Source organism: Serratia fonticola (genome assembly GCF_001006005.1).
Classification (GTDB): Bacteria; Pseudomonadota; Gammaproteobacteria; order Enterobacterales; family Enterobacteriaceae; genus Chania; species Chania fonticola.
Genome location: NZ_CP011254.1, coordinates 5,498,598 through 5,510,776, shown reverse-complemented (window position 1 = coordinate 5,510,776; position 12,179 = coordinate 5,498,598). Strand labels below are relative to the sequence as shown.

The 12,179-nt window shown below is 57.5% G+C and carries 10 protein-coding genes and 1 tRNA gene; 8 read left to right on the top strand and 3 right to left on the bottom strand.

The genetic code is table 11. The annotated features are described in order from the left end of the window. Window positions 1–65: 65 nt before the first annotated feature. A complete protein-coding gene (gene rarD, locus WN53_RS24515) occupies window positions 66–944 on the bottom strand; it encodes an EamA family transporter RarD (protein ID WP_024486904.1) in 879 nt (292 codons plus the stop codon). Between the two features lie 260 nt (window positions 945–1,204). Here rarD and alkB point away from each other — a divergent pair, with 260 nt between their 5' ends. Next, window positions 1,205–1,852 carry a DNA oxidative demethylase AlkB gene (gene alkB / locus WN53_RS24510; protein WP_046808351.1) on the top strand — a complete coding sequence of 216 codons (648 nt, stop codon included), beginning with the start codon at window positions 1,205–1,207 and terminating at the stop codon, window positions 1,850–1,852. Here the strand turns inward: alkB and WN53_RS24505 are convergent. Beyond that, window positions 1,814–2,770: a LysR family transcriptional regulator gene (locus tag WN53_RS24505; protein ID WP_218918944.1), complete on the bottom strand. Its 957-nt coding sequence runs from the start codon at window positions 2,768–2,770 to the stop codon at window positions 1,814–1,816. The genes alkB and WN53_RS24505 overlap by 39 nt on opposite strands. A gap of 84 nt (window positions 2,771–2,854) precedes the next feature. On the opposite strand from WN53_RS24505, the gene WN53_RS24500 reads away from it, so the two are divergent. The 7 genes from WN53_RS24500 to WN53_RS24470 all read left to right on the top strand — a co-directional run bounded on the left by WN53_RS24500 (window position 2,855) and on the right by WN53_RS24470 (window position 11,067). After that, the gene (locus tag WN53_RS24500) at window positions 2,855–3,484 is read left to right on the top strand and encodes an alanyl-tRNA editing protein (protein WP_024486268.1); all 630 of its coding nucleotides are present in this window, start codon (window positions 2,855–2,857) and stop codon (window positions 3,482–3,484) included. Window positions 3,485–3,621: 137 nt separating this feature from the next. Continuing rightward, window positions 3,622–5,247: a TIGR04028 family ABC transporter substrate-binding protein gene (locus tag WN53_RS24495; RefSeq protein ID WP_024486267.1), complete on the top strand. Its 1,626-nt coding sequence runs from the start codon at window positions 3,622–3,624 to the stop codon at window positions 5,245–5,247. A 208-nt stretch (window positions 5,248–5,455) separates the two neighbouring features. Then, entirely contained in the window at window positions 5,456–6,400 is a 945-nt protein-coding gene (locus tag WN53_RS24490; protein WP_024486266.1) for an ABC transporter permease, read from the top strand. Further along, window positions 6,397–7,287 carry an ABC transporter permease gene (locus WN53_RS24485; protein ID WP_024486265.1) on the top strand — a complete coding sequence of 297 codons (891 nt, stop codon included), beginning with the start codon at window positions 6,397–6,399 and terminating at the stop codon, window positions 7,285–7,287. The genes WN53_RS24490 and WN53_RS24485 overlap by 4 nt, the downstream gene beginning before the upstream one ends. Continuing rightward, window positions 7,284–8,927: a dipeptide ABC transporter ATP-binding protein gene (locus tag WN53_RS24480; protein WP_024486264.1), complete on the top strand. Its 1,644-nt coding sequence runs from the start codon at window positions 7,284–7,286 to the stop codon at window positions 8,925–8,927. The genes WN53_RS24485 and WN53_RS24480 overlap by 4 nt, the downstream gene beginning before the upstream one ends. Further along, window positions 8,924–9,970: a putative FMN-dependent luciferase-like monooxygenase gene (locus WN53_RS24475; RefSeq protein WP_024486263.1), complete on the top strand. Its 1,047-nt coding sequence runs from the start codon at window positions 8,924–8,926 to the stop codon at window positions 9,968–9,970. The genes WN53_RS24480 and WN53_RS24475 overlap by 4 nt, the downstream gene beginning before the upstream one ends. Beyond that, window positions 9,967–11,067, top strand: a complete 1,101-nt coding sequence (locus WN53_RS24470) for an alkylhydroperoxidase domain protein (RefSeq protein WP_024486262.1) — start codon at window positions 9,967–9,969, stop codon at window positions 11,065–11,067. The genes WN53_RS24475 and WN53_RS24470 overlap by 4 nt, the downstream gene beginning before the upstream one ends. Window positions 11,068–11,127: 60 nt before the next feature. Here WN53_RS24470 and WN53_RS24465 read toward each other — a convergent pair. Beyond that, window positions 11,128–11,203: transfer RNA gene (locus tag WN53_RS24465), tRNA-Asn, on the bottom strand. Window positions 11,204–12,179: the final 976 nt, after the last annotated feature.

Sequence of the window (12,179 nt, the reverse complement as noted above, 5' to 3'; positions counted from 1 at the left end):
GGCGCCGCATGCTGCGCCCATTGAGTTGCAAGCCTCGCCCTACGTAATGAGCCCAATTTTCAGCATTACATTCTTCTGCGTAGCAGATGGTGCGCACCTTCCAGCACCAGCAACATGACCGCCAGCCAGATTGGGATATAGGTCAGCCATTGGTTAGCGTTAATGGTTTCACCCAATAGCAGCGCGACGATCACCAGCAACACCGGTTCTACATAGCTCAGCAGGCCAAATAGGCTGAAGGGGAGCAGGCGGCTGGCCAGGATATAGCACACCAGCGCCAGCGCGCTGATAATGCCCAACAGCGGGATCTGCAAATACAGCAGCGGTTTGGCCGTCAGCGCCGCCAGCGGTTCTGAGCCACCAAGGGCAAACAGCGCGGCGACCGGCAGCATCAGCGTCAGCTCACACCACAGCCCGCCCAGATGATCGGTGCCCAAGCGGCGGCGCAGAATAAAGTAAACGGGATAGCCTAACGCGACAACCAGCGTCGACCAGGAAACCCCGCCCACCAGTATCAGCTCATTACCCACGCCAACCAAGGCACATAGGGCCGCCAGCTTTTGCAGCACAGACAGGCGATCGCGGAAAAACACTCGCCCTGCCAACACCATGGTCAGCGGCAGCAGGAAATAGCCGAGTGAGACATCCAGCGCCATGCCGTGCAGCGGTGCCCAGAGGAATAGCCACAGCTGAACTCCCAGTATGGAGGTGGTGAGCAGCAGCAACAGCACGCGTTGCGGGCGCTGCCGTAGCCAGTGCAGCATTTCTTTCACCCGCGCCCAGTCGCCGGAAAACAGCATAAACAGCGTCAGAAACGGCAGCGTCAGCAGGGTGCGCCAGCCATAGATTTCCTCGCCGTCGAGTGGGGTTAGCATTGAGGTGTAGTAATACATCACGCCGAACAGCAGAGAAGCGACGACGGAAAGTATGATGCCTTTGATCACCAGCGTTCCTGATTATTTACCCGTCGTCTTTCAAACTACAGCGTTGTTGACTGCGCTTGCTCACCCTAGTCACTTACTAAAAGTAAGCTCCTAGGGATGAGCAAGCTGGCCGCCTAGCTGAAGCTTGAAATCAGGGTATAGATTAAGATCCAGCGGTTACTCTAAGGTTATTTAGCTCTAACAACAATGAATTACGCCGGGCTGGACAACAACGGCCAAGCGGTTAGAATTATACCTGTGTATTTATCCAGGTAAAGGCGATGACAATCGATCTGTTTGAAGATGCGCTGCCGCCGCCCTGGCGTGAGGAAATCGCGCCGGGGGCGGTGGTGTTGCACGGTTTTGTTCGCGAGCACGGGCCGGAACTGCTGGCGGCGGTCAACGACGTAGTGGCACAGGTGCCTTGGCGGCATATGACTACGCCGGGCGGTTTCACCATGTCGGTGGCCATGAGCTGGTGCGGCAACGGCTGGAACAGCGATAGTAATGGCTACCGCTATTCGCAACGCGATCCCGGAACCGGCAAAAGTTGGCCAGAAATCCCGGGAATTTTGCTGGCATTGGCTGATGAAGCGGCCTTGCAGGCCGGGTTCGGTCATTACGTCCCGGACTCCTGCCTGATGAACCGCTACGATCCGGGCAGTAAGCTTTCACTGCATCAGGATAAAGATGAGCATGATTTTACGGCGCCGATCGTTTCGGTATCGCTGGGGTTACCGGCCGTTTTTCAGTTTGGTGGCCTGCAACGCAGCGACAGAACGCGGCGCATCCCGCTGGCCCACGGTGACGTGGTGGTCTGGGGCGGCCCGTCACGGTTATGCTTCCACGGCATCATGCCGGTGAAAGAGGGCTATCATTCGCTGGTGGGGTCACACCGCATCAATATCACCCTGCGCAAGGCGCTTTAACGCGGGTTCCTGGCCTAAACTGGCCACCAGATAATCAATAAACACTCTCAGCTTGGGGGGCAGATGCTGAGTTGGGGCATACAGCAGCCACAGATCGCCATGATAGCTGCTGAGGAAATCCCACTCTGGCAACACCTGCACAATCTCACCGCTGGCCAGCGCCTGGTGGGCGGTAAAGTAGGGCAGGCTGCCGATACCGATATGCTGTTTCACCGCGTCCAACCGAACTCCGGTATGGTTGGCGGCATAGCGCCCCCGGACATTGACCGAAACCGTCTTGCCGTTGCGGCGAAAACGCCAGCGCGCGTCGCTGGGCGTCTCCCCCAGGTAAATACAGCTATGCTCCGTCAGATCTCGCGGGTGACGCGGCGTGCCCTGTTGGGCCAGGTAATGCGGAGTGGCGCATAGCAAATGTTCGATGGTCATCAACGGGCGGCCGATCAAGCCCGGTGACGGGCGGTCGGTGATGCGCAGCGCCAGATCGACCCGATCGTCGATCAGATCCATGTAACGGTCCTCCAGCCGCAGATGGACATCCACCTGCGGGTAGCGCCGTAAGAACTCTGGCATGTGAGGGTGCAGGACAAAGTGCCCGACGGCCTTCGGTACGCTGACGCTGATTGTGCCTTCCGGCTCTGAGCTGCTCTGGCCGCTGATGGTCAACACTGAGTTGGCGGCATCCAGCATGCTGCGGCAGCGCTGAAACACGGCCTCGCCTTGCTCACTCAGGCGCAGTTTGCGGGTGGTGCGGTGCAACAGCCGTACGTTCAGCGCTTGTTCCAACCTGGCAACGCTGCGGCTGGTGGCAGAAGGCGAGCTGCCTAACTGGCGCGCGGCGGCGGAGAAGCTGCCGCTTTCCACCACCTGAACAAAAACAGCCATTTCAACCAGCAGTGCGGTGGAAAGATTTGTGCTCACGGCGCAAAGGTCCATTGTAATGAAGACGGATTATCAGCCGATTATGGCACGAATATAATAACGGCGATAACCAGGAGAAAGCCCATGACCGAACGACTTTATTATTATCACGATGATTTGCAGCTCCAGGCTCAGGTACTGGCCTGCACGGCGCAAGAGGATGGCAGCTACGCGGTGCAGTTGGATGCCACGCTGTTTCACCCTCAGGGCGGCGGGCAGCCGAGCGATAGCGGCACGATCGGCGGTGTAGCGGTATTACGTGTTGCCGCGCAGGGCGATCAACTGCTCCATTATCTGGCCGAGCCGTTGCCTTGTGGCCCGGTCACGCTAGAGATTGATGGGGAACAACGGCACCTGCATACCCGCTGGCATTCTGCCGGGCATCTGATTGGCTGGCTGGGGGAAGGCCAAGGCTGGCAGCCGGTGAAAGCGCACCACTGGCCGGGGGAAGGGCGCATTACCTTTGCTCCGGGTGCACAGGCAACACAACTGCAACCAGACTATTTGCAACAACGGCTGACGGACTTGATCGCCGCCGACTTGCCACGCAGGCAACAGGAACAGCAAGGCGTCCGTCAGGTTGGTTTTGGCGATCTGCCTGCTTATGGCTGCGGAGGCACCCATGTGCGTTCGCTGGCGGAGTTGGGCAAGGTGCAAATTACCGCCGTTAAGATGAAGAAAGGGCAGTTGATTGTGCAGTATCAGGTGGATTGACGGGGCGTGCCCAGCCACTGCTTGGCGCGTTACTGCTTTTTTCATCATTAGTTAGCTAAATTAGTTCGTTCAACTCCGTGCCGTTTTGGTTTGTTATCTAACCCATAACAAACCGACATAAAGAAGGCACGGCACCCATGTTTAATTTTCCTTTCAAGACGTTAACCAGCGGACTGGCAGTGGTATTAGGCGCTGCGGCTGCGGCGAGCCCGGCCATCGCGGCGGTGCAGGGCGGCACTCTGATCTACCTGGAGCAGCAGGCTCATACCAACCTGTATCCCCCTTCCGGCGGGTTTTATCCCAACGGCGGTATCCTTAACCAGATCACCGACAAGCTGACCTACCAGAACCCGAAAACGCTGGAGATCGAACCCTGGATCGCCGAGTCCTGGTCCAGCAACCCCGATAAAACGGTATACACTTTTAAACTGCGCCCCGGTGTGACCTTCTCCGACGGGACACCGCTGGATGCCAACGCGGTAGCCAAGAACTTTGATACCTATGGTCTAGGCAATAAAGCGCTGCGCTTGCCGGTTTCCGAGGTGATCAATAACTATGACCACAGCGAGGTCATCGATCCGCTGACGGTGAAATTCTATTTCAAACGCTCGTCCCCAGGCTTCCTGCAAGGTACGGCGACCATCGGCTCTGGGCTAGTATCGCTCAGTACGCTGAACCGCCAATACGATGAACTGGGTGATGCGCGCCATATTATCGGCTCTGGTCCGTTTGTGGTGAGCGGTGAAACCCTGGGGCGCGAGGTCGATCTCAGCGTACGCCAAGACTATCGTTGGGGACCAGCCAAGCTGGCTCAACAAGGGCGGGCCAATCTGGATGCCATCAAGGTGATCGTCACCCCGGAAGACAGCGTGCGGATTGGCGCGTTGCAGGCCGGGCAGGCGGACTTTATTCGCCAGATCCAGGCTTACGATGAGAAGCAAACCCAGGATCAGGGCTTTACGATCTATGCCGCGCCAACCCGTGGCGTCAACGACAGCATTGCCTTCCGACCAGATAATCCGCTGGTGGCCGACATTCGCGTGCGGCAAGCGCTGCTGCATGCCACCGACAGCAAACAGATCGTCGATACGCTGTTCTCCGCCAACTATCCACAAGCCAAATCGGTGATCGCCTCCTCGGCAGCCGGTTTTGTCGATCTCTCCGATAAATTGACCTTCGATCTGGCGAAGGCCAACCGCCTGCTGGATGACGCCGGTTGGCAAAAGGGCAGCGATGGTCTGCGCCAGAAAGACGGTAAAAAGTTGTTGTTAACGGTGTATGAGTCGCTGCCGCAACCGCAAAACAAGGCGGTGCTGCAATTGGTCTCGCAACAGTGGGGCAAGGTGGGTGCGCGGCTGAATATTCTGGCAGGCGATGCGGGCAGCCGGGTGGCGGATAACCTCGATCCACAAAAGACCCCGGCTTCGGTGGTCGAAGTGGGCCGTGCCGATCCCGATGTGATTAAAAGCCAGTTTTATCCCACCAATCGTGATGGCCTGTTGCAGCAGGGTGGCACCAGCCAGAACAGTAAATTTATCGACAACTCGCTGAACCAACTGCTGCTGGGGATCGCCTCTGAGGTGGATCCGGCCAAGCGCTTGCAGATCGCCGGTGAGGCTCAAAAGTATCTGCTGGATCAGGCCTATGTGATCCCGTTCTTTGAAGAGCCGCAGGTCTTTGCCGGTGCTCCCTATCTGAAAGGCGTCAACTTTGAAGCGGTGGGTCGGCCAAGCTTCTATGGCGCGTGGTTAGAGAAACGCTAAGCCCGAGCTGCTTGCACCCCTCACCCCAACCCTCTCCCCAAAAAGGAGAGGGAGCCAGTTCAGCGTGGTGGTCAGGTGCGGACGTTGGTTTGTAGCGCGTTAGTTTCCGTCCGCTAGTTCGAAGCCAAAGTCAGGCACGGATTGTCCCCTCTCCCTGTGGGAGAGGGTTAGGGTGAGGGGCCACAACGCCATATTCGAGGAGATAAAGATGCTGAAATACCTGAGTGGCCGAACCGGGCAGGCGTTGCTGGTGCTGTGGGCGGCATTCACCCTGTCGTTTATCTTGCTGCAGGTGCTGCCCGGTGACGCGATCCTGATTAAATTCCAGAATCCGGATATGGGGCTTAGCCCGGCTCAGATCGCCGACATGCGCGCCGCCTACGGTGCCGATGTGCCCCTGTGGCAGCAATATCTGCATACGTTGGGGAATTTCCTGCGCGGTGATTTGGGCTATTCGATCCAGAACGGCGTGCCGGTAAGTGCCTTGCTGGCTGCCAACCTGCCCGCCACTCTGCAATTAGCGGTGCTGGGTTTCACCCTGGCCTTGCTGTTGGCGCTGGTCATTGCGTTTGTCTCCAATCTGATTGGTTTTGGCTGGCTGAAGTCGGCGCTGCAATCGCTGCCCGCGCTGTTTGTATCGGTACCAACCTTCTGGCTTGGCATCGTGTTAATCCAGATCTTTTCATTCCGGCTGAAACTGGTGCCGATCATCAATCCTGGGGAGTGGGTTGGCCTGCTGTTGCCGATCGCCACCTTGGCAATCCCAATCTCTGCCCCGCTGGCGCAGATCCTGATCCGCAGCATCGATAGCGTACAAACTCAGCCGTTTGTGGCGGTGGCGCGTGCCAAAGGGGCTAGCCGTAGCGGAGTGCTGTGGCGGCATGTGGCACGTAACGCGATGCTGCCGGTGCTGACCATTGCGGGCATTCTGTTTGGCGAACTGATCGCCGGGGCATTGATCACAGAAACCGTATTTGGCCGCAGTGGCCTGGGGCAACTGACGCAGCAGGCGGTCGTGAACCAGGACGTGGCGGTGTTACAGGCGGTGGTGATGATCTCTGCCGCCGCCTTTGTCTTCCTCAATCTGTTGGTCGATCTGCTGTTCCCGCTGCTCGATCCCAGACTGAAAACCTATGCAGGAGCGACCCGATGAGCAGTATTCCGTTGGAAAAATCCGTGATGCCGGAACGCGATCTGTCCGGTGGGGAAACCGAAGGTAGTTTACCCACCGCCAGGCGCGCTCAGCGGCGTTATCCGCTCAGCCTGTGGCTGGCCTGGATCGTGCTGGGTATCGCTGTGCTATGGGCGATCGCCCCGGAGATCTTTACTGCGTACAGCGGCACGGAAGGGATTGCCGGAGCACAGCGTCTGGCACCGGGTGGTGAACATTGGTTGGGCACCGATCCGCTGGGGCGCGATCTCTACGCTCGGATCGTGTATGGCGCATCGCACACTTTATCCGCAGCGTTAGTTGCCGTGGCGTTGGGCCTGGTTGTGGGCACGTCGTTGGGCGTGGTCGCCGGGGCTTTGGGCGGCATCGTTGATGATGTTGTGATGCGTCTGGTTGATGTTTTGCTGTCGATCCCTGGGCTGCTGCTTTCCTTGAGCGTGATCATTCTGCTGGGCTTCGGCACGGTGAATGCGGCGCTGGCGGTGGGGATCTCGTCGGTGACCAACTTTGCACGCCTGGCTCGCGCGGAAGTGCTGCGGGTACGGCACAGCGACTACGTTGAGGCAGCCTACGGCAGCGGCGGGCACTTTTGGGCGGTGCTATGGCGCCATATTCTGCCTAATTCGCTGACCTCGGTGATTGCATTCTCTGCCCTACAGTTTGGCAATGCCATTCTGGCGATCGCCACCCTGAGTTTCCTGGGATACGGCACGCCACCGCCCACGCCGGAGTGGGGCTTACTGATCGCCGAAGGGCGTAATTACATCTCAACGGCCTGGTGGCTGACTACCTTCCCCGGCCTGATGGTGGTTGCCGTGGTGCTGGCTGCCAACCGTATCAGCCATGCATTAGGGAGCGCGCGCCGATGAACCTACAGACAACCGTCTCACCTGCGCCACTGCTGGAACTGGATAACGTTTCTATCGCCTATCAGCAGGGCACCAGTAGCCAGCGGGTGGTGCACAACGTTTCTTTTACCATTCAGCCAGGGGAAGTCGTTGCCCTGGTTGGGGAATCGGGATCGGGTAAAACCACCACGGCCCAGGCGATTATCGGCCTGCTGGCGGAAAATGGCCGCCTGGAGCAGGGGGCGATCCGGCTTAATGGCACCGATATTGCGCACTGGTCTACGCGCCAGTTGGATGCGGTGCGTGGCGCGCAGATAAGCCTGATCCCGCAAGACCCCGCCAGTTCGCTGAACCCGGTTAAAACCATCGGTGAGCAGGTTGCCGAGATCATCAACATTCACCAACGCCTGCCACGCAAGCTGGTACAGCTTCGGGTCGTAGAGTTACTCACTCGCGTGGGGTTGACTCACCCGGAATTACGGGCGCGCCAGTATCCGCATGAACTTTCCGGCGGCATGAAACAGCGAGTGCTGATTGCCATCGCCATTGCGTTACGGCCCGCGTTGATTATCGCCGACGAGCCGACCAGCGCGCTGGACGTGACGGTGCAAAAACGCATCCTCGATCTGATCGAAGAACTGCGTCAGGAGTTTGGCACGGCGGTGCTGTTCGTCACTCACGATTTGGGCGTGGCGGCGGAACGGGCCGACCGGCTACTGGTGTTTCGTCAGGGCAGGGTGCAGGAGCAGGGGCAAACAGCGGCGGTATTGCAGGCCCCGGCGCATGAGTATACCCGCCGCTTGTTTGCCGATGTGCCTTCGTTGGCCTCCATCGCTCCGCCAGCGATCGTCCGCAAGGCGGAACCGGCGATCGTCGTCAACGAACTGGTGAAGGATTTCCGTTTTGCTGGCAGAGGCGGGCAGGCGTTCAGGGCGTTGGATCGGGTGTCGTTCAGCGTGCAGCGCGGCACCACGCATGCGTTGGTCGGCGAGTCCGGCTCCGGCAAAACCACCTTGGCCCGTTGCCTGCTGGGGTTTCAGCGGCCGGATGCTGGGCAAATCATTATCGACGGCGTCGATTTTACCCGGCTGAAGGGTGAGGCGCTGCGCCAGTTTCGGCGGCGTATCCAACTGGTCTATCAAAACCCCTTTGCTTCGCTCGATCCGGCGCAAACCTTGTATCAGGCGATCGAAGAGCCGTTACTCAACTTTGAGCCTGTCGCCAAAGCAGAGCGTTATCGGCGGGTGCGGGAATTGTTCGAACGAGTCGCTCTGCCTGCCGAACTCCTGGCGCGCAAACCGCGTGAGCTTTCAGGGGGCCAGCGCCAACGGGTTGCCATCGCTCGTGCTCTGATACTGCAACCTCGGGTGCTGGTATTGGATGAAGCTACCTCGGCGCTGGACGTAACCGTGCAGGCACAAATCCTGCGCTTATTAGAGCAGCTACAGCGTGAGTTAGGGCTGACCTACCTGTTTATCTCACACGATCTGGCGACGGTGCGGCAAATCTCGCACAGCGTCTCGGTGCTGTGTCGTGGGCAGCAGGTAGATGCGGGCACTACCGCTGAGGTATTTGCCCGGCCGGGCAGTGACTATACCCGCCAATTGATTGCGGCCATTCCTGGCCGTGCGATGTACCAAACTTTGAAGGATGCCTCATGAGCGCTAAACGTCTCGGCTTTTTTACCCGCCTGCTGGATAACGGCAGTGCTCAGGAACGTTACCGGCTGGCCACCGAGCAGATTGTTCATGCCGAACGCGCCGGGTTCGACACCGCTTGGGTAGCGCAGCACCATTTTCATCAGGATGAGGGCGGCTTGCCTTCACCTCTGGTTTTTTTGGCTCAGGCCGCAGTGCATACCCGGCATATTCGTTTGGGGACTGGAGTGATCACCTTGCCGATGGAGTCTGCCGTGCGCGTGGCGGAAGATACGGCGGTGTTGGATCTGCTTTCCGGTGGCCGGTTGGAAGTGGGGCTGGCGGCGGGCGGAACCCCGTCTTCGTTTAGCGCTTTTGGTATTGATGCCGAGCGGCGCAATGCGGCGTTTAACGATAATTTACGCATTCTGCTGGACGCCTGGGGTGGCGAGGCGCTCGGCAACGCCGCCAACCGTCTATATCCGGCTGCCCCCCAACTGAAAAAACGCGTCTGGCAAGCCACCTTCTCGGTTGAAGGTGGGATCCGAGCCGGTAAGGCTGGGGATGGGCTGATGTTGTCACGCACTCAACCCAGGCCGTCAGATGCACCGGATACGGCACTCGATGAGCTGCAAAATCCGATTATTGATGCCTATCTCGCCGCGCTGCCGCCTGGGGTAGAGCCCCGGATCATGGGATCGCGCACCGCTTTTGTAACCGAAGATCAGAACCGTGCACGTGATTTTGCTGCACAAGGGCTTAGCCGTGGATTGGAACGTTTACGCGCCAGTGGGCATCAGGTACAGGATGAGTCGCTCGACGGCCTGATCCGCGCTTTTGACGTGCATCTCGGTACGCCAGAGCAGGTGATCGCTTCGTTGCAACGGGATAGCGCGCTGGCCCGCGTCACCGATTTGGCATTTCAGGTGCACTCTATCGATCCGCCACACGCCTATATTTTGCGCTCCATTGAGCTGATAGCTCGCGACGTTGCACCAGCACTGGGCTGGCAGCGGCGCAATCCTGCCACGTTGGCTTATTCACATCACGCAGAGGAAAACGTATGACCGACACCCAGGATCACCTGACCAGACTAGCTGAAATCGCCCCAGACTCTCCTTTGGCACAGGCCAGAGCAACACGTCAGGCGGCAACCGACGGGATTGAGGCCAGCTATCAGAGACTGTTTGCGCCACAGGAGGTGGGCGGTTTCACCATTGCGGAGCGCCTGCTGTTGGCGCAGCGTATCAGTGAATGGCACGGCGATCGGCAGTTGGCGGCGCATTATGCCCAATTGCAGCAGACTCAGCCCGCAGACGGACCACGTTTGCAGGCTGCCTTGGATCACGCAGAACGCTTGGCCTTCAAACCCGCCGGGGCAGAGGCCAAACACTTGCAGGCCTTGCAACAGGCGGGGTGGTCATTGGATGACATCGTCACGCTTTCACAGCTGATCGCTTTTGTCAGTTTCCAGAGCCGTCTGCTGTACGGCTACCGCTTGCTGGCAGGGTTGCCGGTAGCGACCAGTGGCCGTGCTCCCGTTCGAGCTTCCGCCTGGCGCACCGCGAGCCATACAGCCAGTGGCCGCCATGCACCGCCTGCGTTCACCAGCCAGGAGTTGGGATGGGAGCCCTGGATTGCGGCTAAACCCTTGGCGGCGTTTGACGAACCGGGAAAAGCCTTGCTGACCAAGTTCGGTCACGCGGATTCTGACTATTTCCGTTTGTTGGCGCGTGATCATGCGGTGCTGGAACAGCGAACCATCACGGATAGGGCCATTTTCTACACCGCAGGTGGTCTGGCCCGCCAGGATCGGGAGTTGGCTGCGGCGGTGGCCAGCAAGGTGAACGGCTGTATTTACTGTGCCTCGGTGCATGCGCGTAAAGCGGCGCAGTTATCCAAAAGGGCAGAAGAGGTGCAGCGCTTGCTGGATATCGCGCCGGGAGGGATCTTGAGCGAGGGGCAGGGTGAGGATTGGCGTACGCAAATAGACTTTGCCGCAGCGCTTTCGGCCACGCCACCGCAGGCCAATGCGGCTCAGCTGATTGCGTTACGCCAACAAGGGTTGGGCGAACTGGAGTTGTTGGACCTGGTGCAGGCGACGGCCTTCTTTGCCTGGGCCAACCGGTTGATGCTTACGCTCGGCGAGCCTTATGACGATTGAGTCACCCGGTGTTAAACAGCAAAAATCCCGCTTAGTTGCCTAAGCGGGCTTTTCTAAATATGGCTCCTCTGACTGGACTCGAACCAGTGACATACGGATTAACAGTCCGCCGTTCTACCGACTGAACTACAGAGGAATCGTGTGAACGGGGCGAATAATAGCGGTGCCGATGGGGCTTGTAAAGCATGAAAATGCACAAATGTTCCGTTTGTCGAGGTTGTGAGCAAATTGGCTTATTTTCCAGCTGGTTAAACTTTAGCACCGGCAGGCAGGCCGCTATCATTGCAGATCGAGCACATTTTGTGAGTTAATGCCGAATTTTGCGGGGTGTTAATATTTTAAAGAGCAAACCCAAGAAAATTCTTATTTATAAGGTGGGGAAATGAGATCTTTTGCTAAGGTATTTCCTGTAATTTGCATGGATTGTTCCTAATAATCGGTGGGGAAGTCAGCTTAAGGATTATCATCAAGCCCTGTATTTTTGACACGACAATCCGAGTGCCTCGGATAAATCTTTAGATTGCGCTGTCGCTCTAGAAAATCACCCGGATGCGAGTGGAGTAAATCGCCAAAAAATGCGTTTTTAATAATATAAACATCTATTTTTAATCATGGGTAATAGTCATTTCCATTCGGAAAAATGGTGGGGGCGATGATAGCGGTGAACATCGTCAGTTATTCATTTATGTTATTGTTTTAAATCTATTTTATTTTATTTTTTTACGGTTTCTTGTACCAAAAAATCAGAATGAATGCTGTCGTATGCGGGAGAGTGTCTTTGTCCTTCCTGGCGGCAAGCGCCGTTTTTGCCCCGTAACTCGGCGTTCAGGCTCGCTTGCAGAGTTGCTGGATATAAAAAATACCAGTATTATTTTGCACTTCACAAACGTCGTGGGCATGTTAAATCGCGGGCAAGTTGCAGGCGCATTATGCGCTATGCAGGTCACCGGTGATGCCCGGTTAAGTATTCGTTTAGTTAATAGGCCATGGCGAACGTTGCAAGAGTAGGGGCAATGAGCGGCCATAGTATAGCTCCAGTGAATGTTTGCTACTAAAGAGCCACCCCTATATCATTGCTGAAAAATGCACATATTATTTATCCAGGATATAGC